Annotated in this window: 25 protein-coding genes; 14 read left to right on the top strand and 11 right to left on the bottom strand. The window is 68.3% G+C overall.

What is annotated here, in order from left to right:
• Positions 1-86 precede the first annotated feature (86 nt).
• The 3 genes from FE633_RS35985 to FE633_RS35975 form a co-directional block, all read right to left on the bottom strand.
• Positions 87-887: an IclR family transcriptional regulator gene (locus tag FE633_RS35985; RefSeq protein ID WP_281291310.1), complete on the bottom strand. Its 801-nt coding sequence runs from the start codon at positions 885-887 to the stop codon at positions 87-89.
• A 261-nt stretch (positions 888-1,148) separates the two neighbouring features.
• Positions 1,149-1,361, bottom strand: coding sequence for a DUF5326 family protein (locus tag FE633_RS35980; RefSeq protein ID WP_138049371.1), 213 nt, complete (start codon positions 1,359-1,361; stop codon positions 1,149-1,151).
• A gap of 152 nt (positions 1,362-1,513) precedes the next feature.
• The gene (locus FE633_RS35975; protein WP_119106144.1) at positions 1,514-1,831 is read right to left on the bottom strand and encodes a cupin domain-containing protein; all 318 of its coding nucleotides are present in this window, start codon (positions 1,829-1,831) and stop codon (positions 1,514-1,516) included.
• 60 nt (positions 1,832-1,891) lie between these two features.
• Between FE633_RS35975 and FE633_RS35970 the strand changes: the two genes are divergently transcribed.
• From FE633_RS35970 to FE633_RS35950, 5 genes are all read left to right on the top strand, one after another.
• Entirely contained in the window at positions 1,892-2,269 is a 378-nt protein-coding gene (locus tag FE633_RS35970; RefSeq protein WP_119106143.1) for a phage holin family protein, read from the top strand.
• A 7-nt stretch (positions 2,270-2,276) separates the two neighbouring features.
• Positions 2,277-2,768: a low molecular weight protein-tyrosine-phosphatase gene (locus tag FE633_RS35965; RefSeq protein WP_138049370.1), complete on the top strand. Its 492-nt coding sequence runs from the start codon at positions 2,277-2,279 to the stop codon at positions 2,766-2,768.
• A complete protein-coding gene (locus FE633_RS35960; RefSeq protein WP_138049369.1) occupies positions 2,765-3,904 on the top strand; it encodes a cystathionine gamma-lyase in 1,140 nt (379 codons plus the stop codon). The genes FE633_RS35965 and FE633_RS35960 overlap by 4 nt, the downstream gene beginning before the upstream one ends.
• A 215-nt stretch (positions 3,905-4,119) precedes the next feature.
• Entirely contained in the window at positions 4,120-5,025 is a 906-nt protein-coding gene (locus FE633_RS35955) for a LysR family transcriptional regulator (RefSeq protein WP_138049368.1), read from the top strand.
• A gap of 42 nt (positions 5,026-5,067) precedes the next feature.
• Positions 5,068-5,550, top strand: a complete 483-nt coding sequence (locus tag FE633_RS35950) for an NUDIX domain-containing protein (RefSeq protein WP_138049367.1) — start codon at positions 5,068-5,070, stop codon at positions 5,548-5,550.
• A gap of 29 nt (positions 5,551-5,579) precedes the next feature.
• On the opposite strand, the gene FE633_RS35945 is transcribed toward FE633_RS35950, so the two are convergent.
• Positions 5,580-7,034 (bottom strand): globin domain-containing protein, encoded by a 1,455-nt coding sequence (locus FE633_RS35945; RefSeq protein WP_246113985.1) that lies wholly within the window; start codon positions 7,032-7,034, stop codon positions 5,580-5,582.
• Between the two features lie 431 nt (positions 7,035-7,465).
• Complete coding sequence (locus FE633_RS35940; RefSeq protein ID WP_138049365.1) at positions 7,466-8,098, bottom strand: HAD family hydrolase; 633 nt, start codon at positions 8,096-8,098, stop codon at positions 7,466-7,468.
• 76 nt (positions 8,099-8,174) lie between these two features.
• On the opposite strand from FE633_RS35940, the gene FE633_RS35935 reads away from it, so the two are divergent.
• Positions 8,175-8,711 (top strand): DUF2269 domain-containing protein, encoded by a 537-nt coding sequence (locus FE633_RS35935; RefSeq protein ID WP_138049364.1) that lies wholly within the window; start codon positions 8,175-8,177, stop codon positions 8,709-8,711.
• A 5-nt stretch (positions 8,712-8,716) separates the two neighbouring features.
• Positions 8,717-9,583 (top strand): GNAT family N-acetyltransferase, encoded by an 867-nt coding sequence (locus tag FE633_RS35930; protein WP_138049363.1) that lies wholly within the window; start codon positions 8,717-8,719, stop codon positions 9,581-9,583.
• Positions 9,584-9,615: 32 nt separating this feature from the next.
• Here the strand turns inward: FE633_RS35930 and FE633_RS35925 are convergent, their stop codons facing one another.
• Positions 9,616-10,824, bottom strand: a complete 1,209-nt coding sequence (locus FE633_RS35925; protein ID WP_138049362.1) for an MFS transporter — start codon at positions 10,822-10,824, stop codon at positions 9,616-9,618.
• A gap of 143 nt (positions 10,825-10,967) precedes the next feature.
• Between FE633_RS35925 and FE633_RS35920 the strand changes: the two genes are divergently transcribed.
• Positions 10,968-11,441, top strand: a complete 474-nt coding sequence (locus FE633_RS35920) for a MarR family winged helix-turn-helix transcriptional regulator (protein ID WP_138049361.1) — start codon at positions 10,968-10,970, stop codon at positions 11,439-11,441.
• Between the two features lie 10 nt (positions 11,442-11,451).
• Positions 11,452-11,904 (top strand): GNAT family N-acetyltransferase, encoded by a 453-nt coding sequence (locus tag FE633_RS35915; protein WP_138049360.1) that lies wholly within the window; start codon positions 11,452-11,454, stop codon positions 11,902-11,904.
• A gap of 143 nt (positions 11,905-12,047) precedes the next feature.
• Here the strand turns inward: FE633_RS35915 and FE633_RS35910 are convergent, their stop codons facing one another.
• Both FE633_RS35910 and FE633_RS35905 read right to left on the bottom strand, forming a co-directional pair.
• Positions 12,048-13,433 (bottom strand): serine hydrolase domain-containing protein, encoded by a 1,386-nt coding sequence (locus FE633_RS35910; RefSeq protein WP_138049359.1) that lies wholly within the window; start codon positions 13,431-13,433, stop codon positions 12,048-12,050.
• Positions 13,434-13,653: 220 nt separating this feature from the next.
• On the bottom strand, positions 13,654-14,628 hold the full coding sequence (locus FE633_RS35905) for a helix-turn-helix transcriptional regulator (protein ID WP_138049358.1): 975 nt from the start codon (positions 14,626-14,628) through the stop codon (positions 13,654-13,656).
• Between the two features lie 62 nt (positions 14,629-14,690).
• Between FE633_RS35905 and FE633_RS35900 the strand changes: the two genes are divergently transcribed.
• Positions 14,691-15,044, top strand: a complete 354-nt coding sequence (locus tag FE633_RS35900) for a YybH family protein (protein ID WP_212747322.1) — start codon at positions 14,691-14,693, stop codon at positions 15,042-15,044.
• Between the two features lie 145 nt (positions 15,045-15,189).
• Entirely contained in the window at positions 15,190-15,675 is a 486-nt protein-coding gene (locus FE633_RS35895; protein ID WP_138049357.1) for a DUF488 domain-containing protein, read from the top strand.
• A 133-nt stretch (positions 15,676-15,808) separates the two neighbouring features.
• Here the strand turns inward: FE633_RS35895 and FE633_RS35890 are convergent, their stop codons facing one another.
• Positions 15,809-16,489, bottom strand: coding sequence for a TetR/AcrR family transcriptional regulator (locus FE633_RS35890; RefSeq protein ID WP_138049356.1), 681 nt, complete (start codon positions 16,487-16,489; stop codon positions 15,809-15,811).
• Positions 16,490-16,560: 71 nt separating this feature from the next.
• On the opposite strand from FE633_RS35890, the gene FE633_RS35885 reads away from it, so the two are divergent.
• The gene (locus FE633_RS35885) at positions 16,561-17,676 is read left to right on the top strand and encodes an FAD-dependent oxidoreductase (protein WP_138049355.1); all 1,116 of its coding nucleotides are present in this window, start codon (positions 16,561-16,563) and stop codon (positions 17,674-17,676) included.
• 497 nt (positions 17,677-18,173) lie between these two features.
• Here FE633_RS35885 and FE633_RS35880 read toward each other — a convergent pair whose 3' ends face one another.
• Entirely contained in the window at positions 18,174-19,643 is a 1,470-nt protein-coding gene (locus FE633_RS35880; protein WP_246113984.1) for an FG-GAP-like repeat-containing protein, read from the bottom strand.
• Between the two features lie 590 nt (positions 19,644-20,233).
• On the opposite strand from FE633_RS35880, the gene FE633_RS35875 reads away from it, so the two are divergent.
• Entirely contained in the window at positions 20,234-20,797 is a 564-nt protein-coding gene (locus FE633_RS35875; protein WP_138049354.1) for a dihydrofolate reductase family protein, read from the top strand.
• A 99-nt stretch (positions 20,798-20,896) separates the two neighbouring features.
• Here the strand turns inward: FE633_RS35875 and dnaB are convergent, their stop codons facing one another.
• Positions 20,897-22,375 carry a replicative DNA helicase gene (gene dnaB / locus FE633_RS35870; RefSeq protein WP_138049353.1) on the bottom strand — a complete coding sequence of 493 codons (1,479 nt, stop codon included), beginning with the start codon at positions 22,373-22,375 and terminating at the stop codon, positions 20,897-20,899.
• A gap of 459 nt (positions 22,376-22,834) precedes the next feature.
• Between dnaB and FE633_RS35865 the strand changes: the two genes are divergently transcribed.
• Positions 22,835-24,172: an MATE family efflux transporter gene (locus tag FE633_RS35865; RefSeq protein WP_171060260.1), complete on the top strand. Its 1,338-nt coding sequence runs from the start codon at positions 22,835-22,837 to the stop codon at positions 24,170-24,172.
• The last annotated feature ends 80 nt before the right edge of the window (positions 24,173-24,252 follow it).

Genomic DNA, 24,252 nt, shown 5'->3' with positions numbered 1-24,252 from the left:
GTTTGCCGTCGACTGGCCAGGAACCATACCCCTGACGTTGCTGGCATCTTGCTGAACGTACACACCAGATCACAAGGAGTGAGTTTTCAGATGCTGATAGAGAGGGCGAAAGAGCCCAACAGCCGCCCCATCTCGTCCTGCAGCTGACGTGCCGCGGGCAGCAGCCGGTCGGCCTGGTGGGCGGGCAGAGAAATGGCCATCGTGGCGGCCATCGTGCCGGCGGTGACCGGGATCGCCGCGCAGACCGTGCCCAGTGCGTATTCCTGACGCTCGATCACGGGCTGCATGCGTTTCGTCTCGTCAAGGCGCCGCAGCAGGGTGCGTTCGTCACGCACCGTGTACGGAGTGATCGACTGCACGGGGTAGCGGTCGAGGTGGTCCCTGCGGGCCTCCTCGCCGAGCTGGGACAGCAGGCACTGGCCGATCGCGTGGGCGTGCCCGGTCTCGCGGAAGTCGGCCCACTCCTCGACGGCCGGGATGGCCGGGGAGTCGGCGACACATTCAACCTCGATCTCGCCCTCCCGGTAGACCGCGTAGTACACGGGCACACCGATCGCATCGCGCCACTGCGCGAGCGCGTCCGCGACCGTGCTGCGACGTTTCTGCCGGGCAGCGCTGCCTGCCAGTCGCTCGGCCGCCTCACCGAGGAAGAACAGTCCCTTCTCGCGGCGCAGATAGCCCTCGTACGCCAAGGTGCGCAGCAGGTGGTACGCCGTGGGCAACGCGAGGCCGGCCTCTCGGGCCAGCTGCTTGGCGGGCGCCCCGTGCCCGTGCTGGGCGACGGATTCCAGGAGACGCATCGCTCGCTGGACGGATCCGATGAGGGTGGTGGGGTGCGGTTCGGTGGAAGGTGTGTGCGGTCCTGCGGGTGCGGTGTCAGTGGCCAAGGGTCACTCCCGAAGCGCGAGGAGGGCCACCCGTGCGGGGATAACACGGGAGGAAGGTGCGCCGCCCGCGGGGATCAACCCCGCGTCGAATTCCGGACTTTAACCGTCCGCCACCGCTCGCAGAGGACCTGTCCGGCAAACTTCCCTCGCCCGAGGGAACCCCTGATTCCTGTTACCGGCGCCGGTGGCCGACTGGCCCTCCTGCCGACGCACCTTCTTGTCGCCGCGCCTGCCCGACGCCCCGGCTTCCCCGTCGCCCGCCTACCAGTCGCTCCGCGACGACGAGTTCGACATGAACTTCCGCACGACATAGATGAGCCCGCCGACCAGCGCCACGAACACCAGCACCTTGAAGAGCAGGCCGATCACGAAACCGACCACGGTCGCGATCACGCTGCCGAACACGACCAAGGCGATGACCGGCACCGCGACCCACTTCACCCACCACGGCATCCCCGCGAAGATCTCTCGCATCGCCCTTGTTCCTTGTCTCTCGGCCCGATTCCGACTGCTGACAGGTCTTGAATGTCCTGCCCTCGATGCTAGGCGCGGCAGGGGTGCCGACGGAGGCTCCGCACCCCTTGTCCTCCCCTGAACGTTCCCCTAGGGAACCCTGGGGCCGAACGTCAGCTCTCGGGGGGAGAAAACACCACCAACACCCGCAGATCCTCGCTGATGTGGTGGAACTTGTGGGCCACCCCGGCGGGCACGTAGACGACGCTGCCGCGCGCCACCTGCGTCGTCTCCATGCCGACGGTGATCGCGGCGCGGCCGCTCACGACGAAGTAGACCTCGTCCTGACGGTGGGGCTGCTGCGGGTCCTGCGTACCCGCGTCCAGGGCGTAGAGGCCGACCGACATGTTCTTCTCGCGCAGAAACTGGAGATACGCGCCCTCGTTGGCGGCGCGCTCGGCCTCCAGTTCGTCCAGCCGGAATGCCTTCATCGCCCTTAGTCCGTCCTTGGCCAGTGCTTTTAACCGATCTCGTCTGCCACGATCAGACACATGAAGAATTTCGTAGTCAAGACGATCGCCAACGCAGGCGCCCTCGCCGTCGCCGTTTGGGTGCTCGACAAGATAACCCTGACCGGCGACAGCACCGGTAAGAAGATCGGCACGCTGCTTCTCGTGGCGCTGATCTTCGGCCTGGTGAACTTCCTGGTCAAGCCGCTTGTGAAGCTACTCACCTTCCCACTGTTCATCCTCACGCTCGGCCTGATCACCCTGGTGGTCAACGCCCTGATGCTGCTGCTCACCTCGTGGCTCGCGGACAAGCTCGACCTGAGCTTCCACGTCGAGGGCTTCTGGACCGCCGTCCTGGGCGGCCTGATCATCTCGATCGTCTCCTGGGCGCTGCACGTCGTCCTCCCCGACAAGGACTGAGTGACTGATGCCCTATCGCGTGTGCTTCGTCTGCACCGGCAACATATGCCGCTCCCCTATGGCCGAGTCCGTATTCCGCGCACATGTGGCGGAGGCGGGACTCGACGGCCTGGTCATGGTGGACAGCGCCGGTACCGGTGGCTGGCACGAGGGTGACGGCGCCGACCCGCGTACCGTCTCCGTCCTTGAGACGAACGGCTATGAAAGCGACCATACGGCCCGGCAGTTCCAGGTTTCATGGTTTTCCGGGATCAACCTGGTCATAGCGCTCGACAGCAGCCACCTGAAGGCCCTGCGACGCCTCGCCCCCACCCCGGCGGACGCGGAGAAGGTCCGGCTCCTGCGTACTTACGATCCCGCTGCGCGCCACGATCTGGATGTACCCGACCCCTATTACGGGGACCTGGACGGCTTCGAGGAGTGCCTTGAAATGGTGCAGGCAGCGAGTCCGGGGCTGCTGGCCGCCGTTCAGGGGGACGTGGAAGGGCAAGCAGCATGACTGATTCCGTCCTGGGGGCGGGTGACGGCACGCGTGCGGTGCGGGCCGGGCTGCCCGACCCCGTGAAGCACGAGCCACCCCTCCCGGGGCCGGTCTTCGCCGCCCACTACCACCTGCCGGGCGACCCCACGGGACCGTACACCTACGGCCGCGACGAGAATCCCACCTGGACCGGCCTGGAACGCGCCATCGGCGAGCTGGAGGCGCCGGGCCAGGACAGTGTCGAGACGCTCGCCTTCGCCTCCGGCATGGCGGCCGTATCGGCGGTGCTCTTCTCGCAGCTGCGCGCGGTCGACGTGGTCGTCCTGCCCAGCGACGGTTACCAGGTGCTGCCGCTCGTCCGAGAGCAGCTCGAGGCGTACGGCATCGAGGTGCGCACCGCGCCGACCGGCGGCGACGCCCAGCTCGAGGTGCTCGACGGCGCGAAGCTGCTGTGGATCGAGACCCCGTCGAACCCTGCACTCGACGTGTGCGACATCCGGCGGCTCACCGAGGCGGCACACGCGCATGGCTGCCTGGTCGCCGTCGACAACACCCTGGCGACTCCGCTCGGGCAGCGCCCGCTGCAACTCGGCGCCGACTTCTCCGTGGCCAGCGGCACGAAGCAGCTCACTGGGCACGGGGACGTCCTTCTCGGGTACGTCGTCGGCGCCGACGCATCGGCGATGGCTTCCGTACGGCGCTGGCGCAAGATCGCCGGTGCGATCCCCGGGCCGATGGAGGCCTGGCTCGCGCACCGCTCGATCGCCACCCTCCAGTTGCGCGTCGACCGGCAGAGCGCCACGGCGCTGACGCTCGCCGAGGCTCTGCGCGGCCGGCCCGAGGTGACTGGCGTCCGGCATCCGGGACTGCCCGGCGACCCCTCGCACAAGGTCGCCTCACAGCAGATGCGGCGCTACGGATGCGTGGTGTCGTTCACACTGCCCACGCGCGCGCGTGCCGATCGTTTTCTCGACGCGCTGCGCCTGGTGGACGACGCGACGAGCTTCGGCGGAGTGCGGTCCACGGCCGAGCGGCGCGGCCGGTGGGGCGGGGACGCGGTCCCTGAGGGCTTCATCCGCTTCTCCGTGGGCGCCGAGGATCCCGAGGACCTGGTGGCGGATGTGCTCCGTGCGCTCGACGAGTCGGCCACGTGACGGCTTCCTGGGCGACCGGTCAGTAACCCGGCCAGGTACAGCGGGCGGTCCGAGCCTCCCCCCTCGTGGCTCGGACCGCCCCGGTTCTGCGCGCGAAGAACCGCGCGAACAAGGCTAGTTGACTCTGTGTCAGTGTCCAATCACAGTAGCGACAGCGACCTATCGACTTATTTATAGTTGAGCGCTGCCGTGGCTGGGGAGGGGAGGAACACACCATGGATCTGGCTCTGCTGCGGACCTTCGTGACCGTGCACCGGGCCGGTTCCTTCACCCGAGCCGCCGCACTGCTCGGCCTCTCGCAGCCGGCCGTCACCTCCCAGATCCGCACCCTGGAACGGCAGCTGGGGCGCCCCCTCTTCCTGCGCCAGGCCCGCGGGGTGACCCCCACGACGATCGGCGACGAGCTCGCCCACAAGGCCGCCCCACATCTCGACGCCCTCGTGGAGATCGCCGAGACCGGAATCGATGAGGCCTCCTTCCTGCGCACCCTCCATCTCGCCGGGCCACCGGAGTTCACCGCCGAACGCGCCCTGCCCGCGCTGACCGAGCTGGCCGGAGAGGACGGCCAGGGCTTCGCGCTGCGCGCCTCCTTCGGCAATGCCGAGGAGACACTCGAAGGGCTCGCCGCGGGACATCATGATCTGGCCATCAGTACGGCCCGTCCGCGCGGCGCCCTGCTCACCGCGACCCCGCTCTGTGACGAAGAGCATGTCCTGGTCGCCTCCCCGCGCTGGGAGGCCCGCATCGGCTCCGACAAGCTGCACAGCAAGGGGGCTCCCGCGCTGGAGAACTTTCCGGTCGTGGAAGTGCATGAGTCGCTGCCGTTCGTCGCCCGCTACTGGGCCGCCGTCTTCGACTCCCGCCCGGCCGCATCGGGCACCGTCATCGTCCCCGACCTGCGCGCGGTCCTCGCCTGCGCGATCACTGGCGCCGGGCTCGCGGTGTTACCCCGCTATCTGTGCGCCTCAGCCGTGAAGCGCGGTGATCTGGTGGAGCTGCTGGAACCCGCCGTGCCCCCGCTGCGTACGTACTTCCTGGTGGCGCGCACCGGCACGCTCGCCATGCCGCATATCGCGCGGGCACACGAATGGTTGCTGCATGCCGCCACCGACTGGTCGTGAGCTAGATGTTTCACGTGGAACCAGCCGGGCCACATTTCTCCCATGACCGTCCGACCCGTGGTCAAGCGCACCGCCCGGGCCGTCCTGCTGGACGGCGATGACCTGATCCTCATCAAGCGAACCAAACCCGGCGTGGATCCTTACTGGCTCACGCCCGGCGGCGGGGTCGAGCCGGGGGACACAACCGTCGTCGACGCCCTCCATCGTGAAGTGCATGAAGAGCTGGGCGCAAAGATCACCGACGTCGTGCCCTGCTTCGTCGACACTGTCGAGCACATCGGAGAGGACGGCGGCGCGACCGGAGTGAAGGTGCAGCATTTCTTCGTGTGCCGTCTGGAGTCCATGGACCCCTCGCAGCGCCATGGCCCCGAGGTCGACGAGCCAAGCGGCGAGTACGAGATCGTGCGCATCCCGTTCACCCGCGTGGGGATCGCCTCCGTGCATCTCGTCCCGCTGTCGCTGCGGCACTATCTAGACGGGAACATCGAGGGCGTGCGGGCAATGCACGCGCCTGACCTGGGCTGACGCCCTCGGCCCTGGATCTGAGGGCGGGTTCAGCTCCCGGCCGCGACGAGTTCTTCCACCGAGTCGTGGCGGATCCGTTCCAACGGGATGCCTATGTCTCTCAGCGCGTGCACACCGCTGCGGATCATGCCGGGCGGTCCCGACAGATACGCGTCGTACTCGTCCCACGGCCCATACGTGCGTACGGCGTCGGGGAGCTGGAGATGCGCCTGTTGGTCGACGATGGCGCGTACAGCGAGCCAGGGGTGGATCTGCTGGAGCCGCAGCATCGTGTCGATGTCGTAGAGGTCGTGATCGGTGCGGGCACCGTAGAAGACCTCGACCGGGCGCCGCGCACCATGCTCGGCCACGTCTTCGACGAGCGCCTTGATGGGCGCGATGCCGGTGCCACCGCCCAGGCAGAGCAGCCCGCTGTCGGTGGTGTGGTCGACGGTCATCGAGCCGGCCGGCGGACCGAGCCGGACGATGTCGCCGGGCCGGGCGCGATGCACCAGGGCGTTGGAGACCCAGCCCGCCGGGATCGCCTTCACATGGAAGGACAGCAGCCCGTCGGAGCGGGGTGCCGTGGCGAAGGAATAGTGCCGCCAGACCCGCGGCCACCAAGGGGTTTCCAGGCTCGTGTACTGCCCGGCGAGGAAGGGATACGGCTGATCGGGGCGGAGCGTGATGACCGCGACGTCCCGGGTTCTCAGGTCGTGCGAAACGACCTCGGCGTACCACCAGGCAGGGGCGCGCAACTCGTCGGCGGCCGCGGCATCGATCATGATCTGCGAGATCGTCGTGTACGTCCGGACCCACGCTGCCTCGGTGTCCTCGTCCCAGACCGCGGAGGCGTACCGGCTCAGGGAACCGATGAGACACTCACCGACCGCCGGGTAGTGCTCGGGCAGGGTGCCGTACTTGCGGTGCCCGCGGCCGAGGTTCTCCAGATACTCGACCAGCACTCTCCTGTTGTCGATGTGCTCGGCCGCGGTCAGCAGCGCCTTGAGGAGCCGGTCCCGCTGGGCGTCCATGGCGGCGGGGAACAACGGGCGCAGATCCGGGTGGCGCACGAAGAGCAGCGCGTAGAAGTACGAGGTGACCTTGTCGGCAACGGGGCCCACTTCGTCCATGGTGCGGCGGATGAGGACGGCATCGGGGGATGCGGCCTCGACCGAGGCCGTGGCGGGGTCCTGTCCTACGGGTTCGTGAGCGGGCTGGGGGTCGCGGTGGACGTCGGCGGCTGCGGGGGGCGTGTCGTCATCGACTGGCGGGGCCGCGGCTGGAACGGCCTCGGCGGCCGAAGATATTCGTTCCTCCGCCACCTCGTCGTCACCCGCCGCGGGCCGGCCGACGGTGCGCATCGCGGACAGGCGGCGGCCCTCGGTCGTCTCCCGCTCGCCACCGGCCGGCGGCTCAGGATTCTTGCGCGGCGTGAACCAGCCGCCCTCGCTATTGCCCCCCGAAGTGCCGTTGTCGGCCGACGTGGTCGTCGGAGCGTCCATGGTGTGCCTCGCCTCGAGCATCTTTCGGTCGGTCTGCGCACTTCCTCGGTCGGAAGATGCCTGCTTGCTCCCGCAGACGGTTTCGCTTTTCCCCGTTCTGTCCCACCGGCCAATGCGGCCCTATTCAATCCCGTAATCCCGCCGCCTACGGACAAGTAAGGCGAGAATGTGACATTGGCCGCACTACCGTCATCGCAGCATCCCACTCCTCGTCAACGCCCCGGCCGCATAACGGAGAACGCGGGTCTTCGATCTCTCCGTCCCGTTAGGCTGCATTGCCCTGCGTTCGTCCCCGCGACTGGATGTGCGCACAACATCTGTGCACATCGCTGTGGACACGAACCGGAGTCGACCATACCGGCCACCGTCCGCCGCACAAGTCCCCCCTTCATCGCTCCAAGAATTGAAGGCAGGGTCCTGAGTTCGTTCAATTACCGGGCGCGCCGGACCAGTTGATAGGCATCCGACAGATCCCGCCCGACATAGGAGTGGGTGGCGAGATCTGTGAGGTGATGGTCCGCATTGATCCCGACGGATACCGGAACCACCGCGAACAGGTCCTTGTCCGACATCGAGTCGCCGTATGCGATACAGTCCGCCCGCTCCACGCCGAACTCGGCGCAGAGCCGGTCCGCGATCAGCACCTTGGCCGCGGCACTCAGGATGCCCGCCGGATCCACTGGCTCGGTAAACGGCAGCGCGGGGAAACGTGAACCGTGCGTGGCATGCGCACCCCACTCCGCCAGCCTCTCCACGAAGAACGAGGGCGAGAGCGAGACGACAGCACAGAAATCGCCATTCCCCCTGATATCAGCCCAAACCTCCTGAATGCTGGACAGCCAGGGCGCCGTCGCGAAGGCCGCCGCCACATGCACCTCGGTGAGGTCAGCCCAGAGGGCATATACATGCTCCGCGTACTCCGGTGGGCTGATGCGCCCCGCACCGACCGCCTGGTCGAGCGCCACTGTCTCGGCTTCCAGCCCGAGCTGACGGGATATCTCGACAGGTGCCGAGCTGCCATGCAGCAACGTCCCATCCAGATCGAAGAGATGAAGTCTCGCCATGTACGCCGAGGCTAGTACGCGGGGTTACTCCCACTGTCAGACGTCTTCGCCGCCCTTACCCGGCACGGTGTTTCACGTGAAACTAAGCCGCCCCGCACGCCGGGCCTCCCTCGTTGTCCATGTAGCCGCCTCCGCAAGCTGGCTCGGGCTCACGCTCGGGCTGCTCTCACTCGGGATCACCGCGACCACCACCGGCTCCGCGGTGACCCTGGAGGCCTCCGTCCGCGTCATGAAGTTGTTCGCCGACTGGCTCCTGCTCCCTCTGGCCTTCCTCACGCTCCTCAGCGGCATGGTGCTGTCCCTGGGCACCCCTTGGGGACTGGCCAGGCACCGATGGGTCTACACAAAGTTCTGGCTGACCCTGGCCACAACCACCGCCACGGCCTTCGCACTGCGCCCGGGGGTGAACTCCGCGGTCGTCGCCGTTTCCGCGGGCGGACCACTGCCCGACGCCGGCGACGTTCTGTTCGGGCCGATCGTCTCGCTGGCCGCCTATGTCTTCATGACGGCGATCTCGATCCTCAAGCCCTGGGGGCTGACTCGGCGTGGTCGAAAACTGCGCGCGTCTGCCCGGAAACCGGTGGACGTCGAGCGCGCCCGTCAGACAGCCTGAACCGCGTGTCGACTCCTTCTCCTGCCGCCCTGCCCATCCGTCGTCTGACGCCTCTCGACCTCTCCGCCTGCGCCGACCTGTCCGAGAACCGGGGCTGGCCCCGTGAGGAACACAAGTGGGGTCTGTTGCTCACGGCCGGCACGGGCTACGGCATCGACGATCCGGACGGCGGTCTCGTCAGCGCCTGCGTCGTGACCTCGTACGGACCGCGGGAACACCCCGCTCTGGGTGCGATCGGCATGGTGCTGGTCGCCGAGCGGCACGCCCGCCGCGGTGTCGGCCGCCGACTGATGCGGCATGTCGTCGCGGAGCTGGGCACCACACCCCTCACCCTGCACGCGACGCCGTACGGCCGCCCGCTCTATGAGGAGTTGGGCTTCAAGACCACCGGCCGGGCGGAGATGGTCCGCGGGCACTTCACGCCCGCCGGGGCGGAGCCCGACGCCACCACGCGTGCGGCCACGGCCGAGGACCTCCCCGCGATCCTCCGGCTCGACGAGGAAGTCTTCGGCACCGACCGCACGCACATGATCACGCGGCTGCCCGCCTTCGCCGACCAGTTACGCGTCGCCGAGGAGGACGGCCGGATCATCGGGTACGCGGCCGCCTGGCCCAACATGGACAACCATGTCGTGGGACCTCTGATCGCCCGGGACACGGAGACCGCGAAGGCTCTCATCGCCTCGCTCGCCGCCCACACCGGCCGCGTCCTGCGCACCGACATCGACGTACGGCACGAGGAACTGCTGGCCTGGGTGAAGGAGCGCGGGCTCGCCCCCATCGCCTTCAATGCGGTCATGACGTACGGCCTCGCGGAACTCCCGGGCGACTGGACCCGCCGGTTCGCTCCGTTGACGGTGGCAGCGGGCTGAGCCGCTCCCCGGAGAGGCTCCCGGGCTGTTGGTCAGTGGGGGACGCCCGTCTTCCGTTCGGCGGGTTCCGACCCCGCCACGACCATGCTCGGGCCATCGGCGCGGCGCTCCAGCGCGGCCGACAGGAGGGCCAGCACCAGGGCAGCGGCAGCCAGGGCGGCGCCGACCCAGTTGGGGGCGGTGTAACCGAGGCCGGCTGCGATGACGATGCCGCCCAGCCAGGCCGAGAGGGCGTTGCCGAGGTTGAAGGCGCCGATGTTCACGGCCGAAGCCAGCGTCGGGGCGCTGTGTGCCTGGTCGAGGACCCGCTTCTGCAGTGGCGGCACCGCGGCGAACCCGAGGGCACCGATCAGCGTGATGGTCACACCAGCCGCGATCTTGTTGTGCGCGGTGAGCGTGAACAGTGCGAGGACGAGGGCGAGAGCGCCCAGGGAGACGTAGAGCATGGGCATCAGGGCGCGGTCGGCGAACCTGCCGCCGACCAGGTTGCCACCGACCATGCCGAGGCCGAAGAGGACGAGCAGCCAGGTGACGGAGCCGTCCGCGAAGCCGGTGACACGGGTCATCATCGGCGCGATGTAGGTGATGGCCGCGAAGACGCCGCCGAAACCGAGGACAGTCATCGCCATGGCGAGCAGCACCTGGACGTTCCTGAACGCGGCGAGCTCGTGGCGCAGCCGCACGCCTTCCACCTTGGGAATATCGGGTACGAACTTGGCGACACCAGCCAGGCCGATGACGCCCAGGGCGGCGACGACGGTGAAAGTGACACGCCATCCGGCGGACTGCCCAAGAAGGGTGCCAAGAGGTACGCCGACGACATTGGCGACGGTCAGTCCGGTGAACATCATCGCGATGGCACCGGCCCTCTTGTCGGGTGCCACGAGGTCAGCCGCGACGACCGAGCCGATGCCGAAGAAGGCACCGTGGGCGAGTGAGGCGACCACGCGGCCGATCAGCATGACGGCGAAGGCGGGAGCGACGGCGGAGAGCAGGTTGCCGACGATGAACAGCCCCATCAGCAGCATCAGCATCCGCTTGCGGGCAACCCTGGTGCCGAGGGCGGTCATGATCGGGGCGCCGAACATGACGCCGAGCGCGTAGCCGGTCACGAGGAACCCGGCGGTGGGGATGGAGACACCGAAGTCCCCCGCGACCTCGGGCAGTAGGCCCATGATCACGAACTCGGTGGTTCCGATTCCGAAGGCCCCGATCGCGAGGGCCAGGAGCGCGAGAGGCATGGGTTGCCAACACCTTCCAAGATGATTGCAAGAGCACTTAGCCTGCGCTCACAATAATTGCAGACGCCTGATAATTGCAAGCGCGGGCTATTTCATGCGTGCTCTACCCTGGTTTCAGCTGCTCCGGGACGGAGGACAACGCCATGACAGCGACGGACCCCGCGCTCACCGCCCTTGCCCAGGGCTGGTGCGCCCTCTCCCTGCTCCACGGGAGGATCGAGGCGCACATCGAACGCGCCCTGCAGGCCAGGCACGGCCTGAGCGTGCGCGAGTACTCCCTCCTCGACGTCCTCAGCCGTCAGCACGACGGCGACGGCGGCCATCTGCAGATGAAGCAGGTCGCCGACGCGGTCGTCCTCAGCCAGAGCGCCACCACGCGCCTCGTCACCCGACTCGAGGACCGCGGCCTGCTCACGCGCTACCTGTGCCCGACCGACCGCCGTGGCATCTACACGAACGTCACCGAGGCAGGCCTCAAGCTCCTCGAAGAAGCCCGCCCCACCAACGACACCGCCCTGCGTCAAGCACTCGACGAAGCGGCCGAGAACGCCGAACTGGCCCCGTTGGTCCGGGTGGTGGAGTCGGTGAACGCACCCGCCCAGGGCGTACCCGCATAGGCTGCCGCCCATGGGAGATCTCGAAATACGACCGGCGGTCCCGGACGACGTCCCCGCCATCGTCGCGATGCTCGCCGACGACCCGTTGGGCGCCCAACGCGAGTCACCGGACGACCTGGCCCCGTACTTCACCGCGCTGGATCGTGTGAGCCGTGATACGAACCAGCATCTGGTCGTCGCCGTGCGCGAAGGCCGCGTCGTCGGCACTCTCCAGCTCACGATCATTCCCGGCCTCTCCCGCAAGGGCGCGACCCGCTCGATCATCGAGGGGGTACGCGTCCACGCCGACGAGCGCGGCAGCGGACTGGGCACGCGGTTCATCGAGTGGGCGGTCGAGCAATCCCGGCGCGAGGGCTGCCAGTTGGTCCAGCTGACCTCCGACGCCACCCGCACCGACGCCCATCGGTTCTACGAACGGCTCGGGTTCACGGCTTCGCACGTGGGATTCAAGCTTCCGCTCTGAGGCGGATGCGTGTGCTCCACGCCCACGCCCACGCGGGAAGGGTCCTGTTTCACGTGAAACAGGACCCTTCTCGTCAGACAGGGCGCTACGCGTCGTCCAGAGCGCTACTCCTCGTTCAAGCTGCCCCACATCCGAGCCTGCGCCTACCGGATCCCGCGCCACCCCTCAGGGTCCACCCCACCCGGCACCGGCGCCCCCTCGTCGTACGGCTGCCGCGTAAACACGAACGACCCGAGGTCCAGATGACTCACCGTGCCGTCGGGGCGCCGTACGGCCCGCAGAAGCTCGCCTGCGTAGTAGCCATCGAGCCCCGTCCACGACCCGTCACCGTTGGCCCGGAAGCGTGAGCGCCGGCCATTGACCGACAGCGGCTCGAGTGAGACGTCCCCGTCGGCCGCGAGACGCAACGCGAATACCTGAGTCCCCCAGTACCACGGTCCCGCCAACTGCAGCAGGGACTGGTCGACTTCGGGCAACGGCCGCCACGGCTCGGGCAGCCGCGGCTCAGCCTCGGCGACGATCCGTACGAGATCTGCGGCGACCGTCATCACCAGCGGGCCTGAGGTGCAATTGGCGAGCGCGACGGCGGCCAGATCGTCCTCGACACTGATCACGAGACCGGCGAGAAAGCCCGGCAGAGACCCTGAGTGGCCCACCAGAATGCGGCCGTCCCGGTGCTGAACCTGCATGCCAAGGCCATAGGCCGTACCGGCCGCCACTTCGTCGACTTCGGGTGGCGCGGCGGGCGTCCGCATCTCCAGCACGGACTCCGCGCTCAGCACCCGATCGTCCCCCTTGGCCAGGAAGGCGGCGAAGCGCGCCAAGTCACCTGTCGTCGACCAGAGCTGACCGGCAGGCGCCATCCGCCCCAGATCCTCGGTCGGCTCCGGCAACATCACATCCGCCCAGGGGTGCACAGCCCAGCCGCCCGCGTGAGGCGCCTGCGGGCGTCCGCTCGTACGCCGCAGCCCCAGTGGCTCGAGCACCTCGCCCCGCAGGACCTCCTCCCACGGCGCGCCCCTCAGCTCCTCGACCAGCGCACCCAGCAACGTATATCCGGGGTTCGAGTAATGGTGCCGCCGCCCCACCGGGTGCCGGTGCGGCTGCTCTCCCAGCACATCGGCAAGCTCGGGGCGAAGCGAGCCCGAAGTGCGCTCCCACCAGGGCGCGGGCGCCTCCGCAGCCAAGCCGCCCGTGTGCGCGAGCAGTTCCGCGATCGTCGCCTCCCCCGCCCCGGTGCCCGGCAGATGCTTCTCCAGCGGATCACCCAGGTCCAGCACCCCCTCGTCCCGCAACCGCAGGACCAGCACGGCGGTGAACGTCTTGGTGATCGACCCGATCCGGTACTGCACGTTCTCGTCCGGTCCATGCCCGTCGACCGACGTGCGCGCGCCGTGCCACACCGCCTGCCCGCCCCGGACGACCGCCGCCACCAGCGACGGCGCCCGCCCCTCGGCCTGAGCGATGGCGATACGGCGCAACAGCGCTCGGCGTGTGCCGGGTAGCAGCTCTTCCTGAAGAGACGTCATGAGCCCAGTCCAGCTGTTCCGACGCTCCCAGTCGAGCTCATTTGTCCTCTGCAACGGATCACCAGCGAGCCGGACACGTAGGTCCGCAGAAGAGTTGACCAAATTGACGGCCGTGACTGGGCGCCTCAAGCATGCGTCCTCCAGCCGTCTCAAGCAGATGTCCGGCGAGCCCGGCCGGCGCTTGTCGGCTTCGGCGGCGGACCGCAGAAGGCGACTGCTCTCACGACGACACTCCGTAGCACGTGGCGATCGCGGCGGCGCGGTTGCGCAGGGAGTTGCGCAACCACTGCGGGGCCAGGGCTTCCGCGCTCGTGGCGAGCTGCCACAGCGCCCATTCGGCGTGTCTCGAATCTTGGAAGGTCACCTCCAGCCGCAGCCAGCCGTCTGCGTCGGCTTCTTCGGCGCGGACGGCCAGCGCGGTGCCCACCAGGTCCTGCCGCCGCGCCGGGTTCACCCGCACCAGCACGGTGACTTGGTCGCCGCCGGTCCGAAACTGCGTGCTGCGTTCCTGCCAGGCCCGGTCCAGATCGACCCGGTCTGGTCGCTGTGCCGGTTCGGCGAGTTCCTCGGCGGCCAAGACCCGGGACAGCCGGTAGGTGCGGTCCGCGCCAGACCTCGTGGCCAGCAAGTAGCCCTGGCCGCGTACGGTGACCAGGCCGATCGGGTCCACCGTGCGCCACTTCGGGGTCTGGTCCACGGCTGCGTAGTGAATGCGCAACTTGTGTCCGGCGAACACCGCGCGCCGGACCTCGGCCACGATGGTGTCAGGCACCTCCTCAGCAACCAGCCGACGCGAGAGGAGGTCGGTCTCCGGGTCGATGAGCAATCGCTGAGCCGCGCCGGCCGCGGTGGCCCGATAGCTTTCGGGCAGCGCGTCAACCACCTTGCGCATGGCCGAAGCGAGCGCCGCGCCGAGGCCGAATGCCTGCGCGCCGCGCCGCGATCCGGCGACCAGCAGGGCAAGTGCCTCGTCGTGATTCAGTCCGGTGAGCTCGGTCTGGAAACCGGGCAGCAATGCGAATCCGCCGTGCCGACCGCGTTCGGCGTAGACCGGGACGCCGGCTGCGGACAGCGCCTCGATGTCGCGCAGCACGGTGCGGGTTGATACCTCCAGCTCGCGGGCGAGCGCGGTCGCGGACAGCCGACCGTGCTGCCGAAGCAGCAGCACCAGCGAGACCAACCGGTCGGCGCGCATGCGAAAAACCTACAGGAATACACGACACAGGGTGTCGCGTATTCATGGGGAGGCTTATGAGCATGACAAACAAGAAGGTGGCCACTGAGCCGAACGACCTGGGCAGGTACTTCATCGAGCGCGCCAACGCGGGCGACGTCGACGGGCTGGTGGCGTTGTACGAGCCGAACGCCGTGCTGGCGTTCCCACCGGGCAACCTCGCGACCGGACACGCGGAAATCCGCAAAGTGTACGAGCAGTTCGTCGCGGCCGCGCCGGTGCTCTCACCGGGTAGGCAGCACCCAGCGCTGGTGACCGGCGACTTGGCACTGACCGCGGCCACACAGACCAACGGCGACGTGACCGTCGAGGTCGCCCGTCGCCAGCCGGACGGGTCGTGGCTATGGGCCGCGGACCAGCCGGCACTCGCGCCGTAGCGGGGCGGCGGTGGGCCGGCGTGACCGAGCCCACCGCCGCTCAGCGGCGTGCGGACGAGCGGCGCGCGCGCCGCACCGCTTTCGGCGAGTGCCTCAGACATGGACTTGACGTCCCACTACGCCACCGAGCCGGCCGGATGCTGCGATGAGGCGCATCGCGACGATCGGCGTCTACCGCTTCACGGCCGGAGCCTTCCTTGCGAAGCTCGCCGACGGCGGCGTGGGGCTGCTGCTCGACCTCCGCCAGCGCCGCGGCGTTCGGGGCCCCGACTACTCCTGGGCGAACTCGGCGCGGCTCCAGCGCGCGCTCGCCGCGGCGGACATCGGCTACCGGCACGTGAAGGAGCTGGCGCCGACGACCGAGCTGCGCCGGCTCCAGTACCGCGAGGACGACCGCCAGGGCGTGGGCAAGCGCAACCGCATCGCGCTGGCGCCCGAGTACGCCGAGCGCTACACCCGTGAGATCCTCGCCCCGTTCGACCTCGGCGCGCTCGTGGCCGAGCTTCCGAGCGACTCGGCAATCGCCCTTCTCTGCGTCGAGCGCGATCCGGAGGCATGCCACCGCTCGCTCGTGGCCGCGCACCTGCGCGCCGAGCACGGCCTGCCAGTCACGAACCTCCGCCCGGGCTGAGCCACGCCTGTCACCGGCGTTCGTGGAGTGGCTGACGGGCCTCCCGCGCGGCTGGGCCACCGACACCGCGTACAGGCTCACCGCGGATCTCGTGACTGCTTGGGCGGTACCGGTCCGGTCCTTCGGCCGCGCGTCACCTTGAGATGCGGGCTTCAATGCCGTCGAGCAGGAAGTCGAGGCCGATCCGGAAGGTGTGGTCGGCGTCCAGGTGAGCGGCATCGCGCACCACCGTGGCCAGCGCGGGGAATCGGCCGGTGGCGAAGGTCCGCTCCAGATAGGGCCCGAGTGAGGCCTGCCAACGCTTCTCGTCCATCCCGGTGGCCCGCTCGGCACGCCGCTCGGCGACCTCCCGACGCACCGCGCCGATCGCGTACGCGTTGACTGCGGCGACCACCGGCATGATGGCGTCCACGTCGACGCCGCCCAGTGCGGCCACCACGGTCTCCCCACTGGCCAGCGCGTGCGGCCCGAGCTGGGGTCGGCCACCCAGTAGATCGGCGAGCCATTCGTGCTCGTGAGCGGCGTGCCGAGTGGCTTCGGCAAGAGACCGGAGCACCTCCCGCCAGTCGTCTCCGACCGGCCGGATCTCGGCGTGGACGGCGTCGACCATGAGGTCGAGCAACTCCTCCTTGCTGGCGATGTAGCCGTACAGGCGCATCGGACGGACGTCCAGCACGGTGGCGACCTTGCGCAGCGACACCGCGTCCAGGCCGTCCGCGTCGGCCAGCTGGATCGCCGCTCGCACGATCCGCTCCCGGCTCAACGGGGCCGGCACGGGTCGATTCGGTGGCTCCGGCCTCTCCCACACCAACATGCCGCTAACGATACATCGCATGGGAAGATACACTGTATCGACCAGTACGGCGTATCGAAGGGGAAGCAACCATGACCATTGCCATCGTCGGAGCCGGCCTCGGCGGCCTGGCTCTCGCCCGTGTGCTGCACGTGAACGGCATAGATTCCGTCGTGTATGAACGTGAATCGTCACGCGGTGCGCGCGGTCAGGGCGGCATGCTCGACATCCACTCCGGCCAGCGGGCGCTGCGCGAGGCCGGTCTGATCGACCAGTTCTACGCGATTGCCCGTGGTGAAGGCCAGGACATGCGTCTTCTCGAGCCGGATGGCACCCTCCTGCTCCAGGAGGACACGCCCGACGACGCCCCGCTTGATCGACCCGAGGTCGACCGTGCCGATCTGCGCAACCTGCTGCTGGATTCCCTCCCCGAAGACGTGGTGCGCTGGGGGCACGCGTTCGAATCTGCCGACAACGGCCTGCTGCACTTCGGCGACGGCAGCAGTGCGACGTATGACCTGCTGGTCGGCGCGGACGGCGCGCAGTCCCGGGTCCGAGCGCTGCTCACCGACGCCCACCCGGCGCATATCGGCCAGAACATCATCGAGGTCGGCATTCCCGACATCGACCGCACGCACCCCGACCTCGCGGCGATGGTCGGACGCGGCAACTACTGGGTGATCGGCCACGGACTATCCCTGGTGGCGCAGCGCAACGGCGACGGCCGCGTTCGCATCGGCCTCAGCTTCTACAACACCGCCGAGGACTGGTTCGCTACCAGCGGGATCCCGTTCGACGACCCGGCCGCCGCCCGGGCGCGGCTGATCGACCTGCTTCCCGGCTGGGACTCACGGTTCACCGCGCTGATCGCGGCGTGCGACGACACGGTCGTGCCGCGGTCGATCACCACTCTCCCGGTCGGCCTGACCTGGTCGTCGACGCCAGGCGTCACGCTGCTCGGCGACGCCGCGCACCTGATGCCGCCGGTGGGAGAGGGCGCCAACATGGCGCTGCTCGACGGCGCCCTGCTCGGTCTCGCGCTGGCCGCGCACCCGGACGACTTTCCCGCCGCCGTCAAAGAATACGAACGCGAGATGTTCGAACGCACCAGCGCTGCCGCCCGGATGTCCGCGGACATGCACGAATTGCTGACGTCGCCGGACGCCAGCCGGAAGATGCTCGCATTCTTCCAACCTGACGGAATCTGAGACCCTGCAAGGTCTGTAGGTTCTCACTGTCCGTGACATACGTGTCGTGCTGTGACCTGAAACTTCTCGTTTTGTCGCACATCGCGGCCAAAGACCTCTGCCTCATGGCCGTGTCATTTCCGCGGCAGGGATCTTGTTGATCGCGCTGACCACTCGTTTGCCAAAGCTGTTGTCCAAGCCACCAGCTTGAGGGAGACCTCGGACAGCCCCTGCTGGAACGAGCTGCGCGCGGCAGAGCCATGAAGCTGACCAAGCAGCCATTGCGCCCGCTGGCGGGCGGCCTGTGCTCAGCCGTGATTGGCCGTTTTGCTCAGGGATAGTTGGCCACCGCGGCCTCAACGAAGGAACTCACGGGCGCCGCGGAGTCTGGTCTGCCACCGCCTCTGCGTTGCGAGCTGTCGAGGCGTACATCGAGTGCTCCGGGCAGGTAGGTATCGGCTCGTCGCCCGGCGGGCGGGCCGACGCTGCGAGGCGGGTGCAACCTCCGTAAGGCGCACTCAGCGGCTGCTCAGCGGCTTGCCGTACTTCTGAGCCGTGGATAGGTACGGGAGGCCGAGCGTGCGGGGCGAGAAGGCCGCAGAGCCCCCGGCCGAGGCGCTGGAGAGGAGCCATACTGCGCCCAGGGAGGCGTTCTCGCCAGGGGATCCGACCGTGACATCCGGTACACCGTTGGCGTTGCCGTCACCCGAGGCGACCGCCGCGCCGAAGGTGTCGCCCGCCTCGGCGACGCCCGGGACGCCGGGCGTGTCCTGGTTCCAGGAGACGGACGTGGCAGCGCCGTTGGCGTCGAGCAGGCCCTGAGCGCCGCCGTAGAGCAGCCAGGCGGCGCCCGCCCCCGCTTTGCTTCCGATGGCCTCACCGGGAGCGCCCGCGATCAGGTCGTCGCGACCGTCGCGGTTGACGTCGGCGACGGCGAGGGCGGCGCCGAAGCGGTCGCCGTCCTCGGCCACGCCCGGGACGCCCGCCGTGTCCTGGTTGAAGGTCTGGGCGCGGCTGCCGAACGGGCCGCCCGCGGGGCTTCCGTAGTGAATGTGGATGCCGCCCCCCTTGGCGAGTCTTTCGGGGCCGCACGGGTCGTCGATGTTCTCGTCGGCGATCTCACGGCATTCGCCGAGCGCCAGGTCGTCGTGGCCGTCGCCGTCGAAGTCGCCGGCGGCCAGGGCGGTCACGCCGGCGTTGTCCGTGTTCCAGAAGTTGGCCATCGCGGACCGGTCGGCGTCCCACTTCCACAGGCGCACATGGGACTGCGTGTTGGGGTCGCCCGCGGTCCAGTACGCCACGGCCAGGTCCGCCGTGCCGTCGCTGTCGAAGTCGCCGGTGACCAGGACGGGGGCGCGGCCGCCCATGGGGGCGGCGACAACCGTGGTGACCATGCTGTCTTCGCCCTGAGCGACACGAGCGACGACCTTGTCCGTGCCGCCGATCACGATCTCCTTGTTGCCGTCGCCGGTCAGGTCGGCTGCCGCGACCGATTTGCCGTACGCAGCCGACGGCGACGGCCCGGTGAGGACCGTCGACCCCGGTCCCGGCCCGTCCTTCGAGCCGCCTACCCCGATGACCATGCCCGCGTCCATACCGCGGTCGATGACATCCTCGCCGGGGACACCGACGAGCAGTTCCGCGATGCCGTCGCCGTTGAGGTCTACCAGGGCCACGGATGCGCCGAAGCGGTCGCCCGCCTCCGGGGTGCCGGGAACCTCGGGAGTGGCCTGGGTGACACGGATGCTTCCGTAGGCGCCGACGCCCTTAGGGCCGCCCCAGACGACGTTCACGTACCCGGCCTTGGCCTGGCCGCCGACGGTCCCGTCCGGGACGCCGACGGCGAGGTCCGCGTAGCCATCGCCGTTGAAGTCGCTCGTGGCGGTACGGGGTGCGGCAGCGGTGGCGCCGGACGGGAACACGAACCCGGCGGTGGCCGCAGCGGCGGCTGCGATGGCGTACGTCAGGATGCGGCAGCTGTGTGGCACGGAGGCTCCCACTCGGTCGACGGGGTGCGGGTTATCTGGTGTGACCGTCGAAGGGCGGAGCTGGTTGTATGGAGTTCACCGGTAGTTGGCGCCGGGTTCACGGTGGGCGGGCGAGACCCTCAATGTTGCGGGCGCCGCCGGACTGGACAACTGGCGGCGCGAAATGGTTTTTCCAAGCAGTGCGGCCGGTGTGTCACTCATGCTCGCCGCCGCCTCGGGCGCAGTGCCTGTTGGGACGGCGCCACGCGTGTGAGTGAAGACCTGAGCAGCAAATCTCATGTTCGCTGCATAAGTGCTGTTGGAATGCAGTTCTCGCTGAGACTGTGCAGAGGATCCTGAGGTCCCACAAGACTGTGGGGTCTCGCCGCCGATGACATGTCGATCTTCTGTGACCTGCTGGTTCTCTGTTGTCTCACCGCGATGTCACCCAAGATCAGTCTCAGATCGATGCCATTTCCTCGGCGGAACGATGAGTCTGCGGCTGAGCCACCGAGCACGAGGACTACATGTGAGCTCAGATCGCGCACCAATGAGTTTCCCGCGCCGCGCCGGTCTGTACGCGTGAGACCGACTCACGGAAGGCTGGCGCCATGCGGAAACTGATCTACGGCATGAACCTGACCCTGGACGGCTACATCTCCGCGCCCGGCGACGACATCGGCTGGAGCGTGCCGAGCGACGAGCTGTTCCAGTTTTGGTCCGACCAGTTGCAGGCAACCGACCTGTCGCTGTACGGGCGCAAGCTGTGGCAGACGATGAGCTCCTACTGGCCGACCGGCGACCAGCAGCCCAACGCCACCCCGGCGGTGATCGAGTTCGCGCGCCGCTGGCGGGACATGTCGAAGGTGGTGTTCTCCTCGACGATCGACAAGGTCGACTGGAACACCCGCCTGGTCACCGGCGACGCGGTCGCCGAGATCACCCGGCTCAAGGCCGAGGACGGCGGCCCGATGGACATCGGCGGCGCGACGCTCGCCGGGGCGGCCATGCGGGCCGGGCTGATTGACGAGTACGTGCTGGCCACCGCGCCGGTCCTGGTGGGCGGCGGCACGCCGTTCTTCACCGCGCTGGACAACTGGGTGAACCTGAACCTGGTGGAGACGCGGACGTTTCCCGGCGGCGTGATCCTGACCAAGTACGAGACGAGGCGCTGAGCAGCAGCACCCACGCGCTAGTCTCACGGTGATGTCGTATACGACATCGGTACGCCCGTGAGATTACGACATCAGCCGCGAGACCCTACAAGACAGAAATCAGGTCTGCGCCATGTCCACGAAGCGTGAATAGTGCCCCTGGAAGGCAACCGTGATGGTCGCCGTAGGGCCGTTACGGTGCTTGCCCACGATGATGTCCGCTTCGCCGGCTCTCGGCGACTCCTTCTCGTACGCATCCTCGCGGTGCAGCAAGATGACCATGTCCGCGTCCTGTTCGATGGAACCGGATTCACGCAGGTCGGACACCATGGGCTTCTTGTCCGTACGCTGCTCGGGTCCACGGTTCAGCTGCGACAGCGCGATCACCGGAAGCTCCAGCTCCTTGGCCAGGAGCTTCAGGTTTCGCGACATGTCCGAGACCTCCTGCTGCCGGCTTTCGGCCCGCTTGGAACCGCCCGACTGCATGAGCTGCAGATAGTCGATCACCACCAGCTTCAGGTCACTGCGCTGCTTGAGACGCCGGCACTTGGCGCGGATCTCCATCATCGACAGGTTCGGGGAGTCGTCGATGTAGAGCGGTGCGGCCGACACATCGGGCATCCGGCGGGCCAGCCGGGTCCAGTCCTCGTCGGTCATCGTGCCCGAACGCATGTGATGCAGTGCCACACGCGCCTCCGCCGACAGCAGACGCATCGCGATCTCGTTGCGCCCCATCTCGAGCGAGAAGATCACACTCGGCATGTTGTGCTTGATCGAACAGGCTCGCGCGAAGTCCAGTGCCAGCGTCGACTTACCCATCGCGGGGCGGGCCGCGATAATGATCATCTGTCCCGGATGCAGACCATTGGTGAGCTGGTCGAGATCGGTGAATCCCGTCGGCACACCAGTCATCTCCCCCGACCGCGAACCGATCGCCTCGATCTCGTCGAGCGCGCCCTCCATGATGTCGCCCAGCGGGAGATAGTCCTCGGTGGTGCGCTGCTCGGTGACCGCGTAGATCTCGGCCTGGGCGCTGTTGACGATCTCGTCCACATCGCCGTCGGCCGCGTATCCCATCTGCGTGATGCGCGTACCGGCCTCGACCAGGCGGCGCAGCACGGCGCGCTCATGGACGATCTCCGCGTAGTACTCGGCGTTCGCCGCCGTCGGGACCGTCTGCACCAGGCCGTGCAGATACGGGGCCCCACCCACCTTGGTGATCTCACCACGCTTGGTGAGCTCGGCGGCGACCGTGATCGGGTCGGCCGGCTCGCCCTTGGCATAGAGATCGAGAATCGCACTGAAGATGGTCTCGTGCGCGGGCCGGTAGAAGTCGTGGCCCTTGAGTACCTCGACGACATCCGCGATGGCGTCCTTGGACAGCAGCATGCCGCCGAGAACGGACTGCTCGGCGTCCAGGTCCTGCGGTGGCACGCGCTCGAAGGCCGAACTTCCGCCGTCCCATTCGCTGTTGTCCCGGCCGCGCTCGTGCTGCTCCTCACGGCCCCGGCCACCATCGCGGCGCTGGCGGGAGGCAGGCAGGCGATCACTGGGACCGCTGTCGGCCCACGGGTCGTCCAAAGGCTCGGAAATACTCACCGGGCCACCTCCTCCCGTCCGCCGCGCGGACTTCGCCGTGCCCCTCATTCCTACGGCACGGCACTGACAAATAAGAGGCCCAACTCCGGTTCTGGCGCGTCGGTTTTGCCTGGTTTCCAAAGACGGAGGAGAGAGCGGGCGCCGGACTACGGTAGGCCCGCGGGCACCGTCAGCCAATCTGGTTATCCACAGGCCATGTGGACGACGGCCCCGATGCTGTGGAGAACTCTGCAAAACCTGTGCACGACCCGGTGGACAGGCTTGTGAACAAGCACGCGACTCCTTTTCCACACCGCCACTGACCTGCATTTTTACCGTCCACCGGCTGTGCAGAAGAAAAAGTCCTCCGGGTGGACCAAGATTGCCGCGACCAAGCTGCGGCGGCACGCCCCACGGGAGGCGAAGTAAGGGGCTCAAGACATTTGCATCTCTTACCTGTGGAAGATTACATTGATGGCCATGACACAGGCTCCCGCGGCGTCCCAGGCCGCCCGGCGCCGGCACGATCGAGAGATCGTCGCCCTCGCCGTCCCGGCCTTCGGCGCACTGGTCGCCGAGCCGCTCTTCGTCATGGCCGACAGCGCCATCATCGGCCATCTCGGCACCGCGCAACTCGCCGGTCTCGGTGTCGCCTCGGCCCTCCTCACCACGGCCGTCAGCATCTTCGTCTTCCTCGCGTACGCCACCACGGCAGCCGTCGCCCGTCGCGTGGGCGCGGGCGATGCACAGGCCGCCATACGCCAGGGCATGGACGGCATCTGGCTCGCGCTCCTGCTCGGCGCCGCCGTCATCGCCGTCGTCGTCCCCGCGGCGCCCGCCCTGGTGGAACTCTTCGGCGCCTCGGACACCGCCGCGCCCTACGCCACCACGTATCTGCGGATCTCGGCGCTCGGCATCCCCGCGATGCTCGTCGTGCTCGCCGCCACCGGTGTCCTGCGGGGGCTGCAGGACACGAAGACACCGCTGTACGTCGCCATCGCGGGCTTCATCGCCAACGCCGCCCTCAACGCGATCCTCGTCTACGGCGCCGGTTTCGGCATCGCCGGCTCCGCCTGGGGCACCGTCATCGCCCAGTGCGGCATGGCCGCGGTGTATCTGGCGGTCGTCGTACGCGGGGCCCGGAAGCACGGCGCCTCGCTACGGCCGGACGCCTCCGGGATACGCGCCTGTGCCCAGGCTGGGGCACCCCTGCTGGTCCGTACCCTCTCGCTACGGGGCATTCTCATGATCGCCACCGCCGTAGCTGCCCGGCTCGGGGACGCGGACATCGCGGCACACCAGATCATCCTGAGCCTGTGGAACCTGCTTGCCTTCGCCCTGGATTCGATCGCCATCGCCGGTCAGGCGATCATCGGGCGCTACCTCGGCGCGAACGACGCCCAGGGGGCCCGCGACGCCTGCCGCCGCATGGTGGAGTGGGGCATCGCGGTCGGCGTAGCGCTCGGTCTGCTGGTGATCATTACCCGCCCGCTCTTCCTCCCCCTGTTCACCAGTGACTCGGTGGTCAAGGACACGGCGCTGCCCGCCCTTCTCGTGGTGGCCCTCTCCCAGCCGATCTGCGGCATCGTCTTCGTACTCGATGGGGTCCTGATGGGCGCCGGCGACGGCCCTTATCTGGCACGGGCGATGCTCGTGACGCTCGCTGTCTTCACGCCCGCCGCACTGCTCGTCCCGGCTCTCGGCAGTGGCCTGACGGCGCTCTGGGGAGCGATGACTCTGATGATGGCGGTGCGCATGCTGACCTTGTGGCAGCGCTCCCGCTCGGGTCGCTGGATCGTCACGGGCGCCACGCGCTGAGGGGACGCAAGTGCTGCGTTGAGGAGACGCGCCGCTGCGTTGAGGGCCCACGGGCCCAGCGCCCACCTCGAGATCGCGCT

Origin of the sequence: Streptomyces montanus, from assembly GCF_005786655.1 — a bacterium.
GTDB lineage: Bacteria > Actinomycetota > Actinomycetes > Streptomycetales > Streptomycetaceae > Streptomyces > Streptomyces sporangiiformans.
Note: the sequence above shows the minus strand (reverse complement) of the source record. Positions and strands in the feature narration are given on the sequence as shown.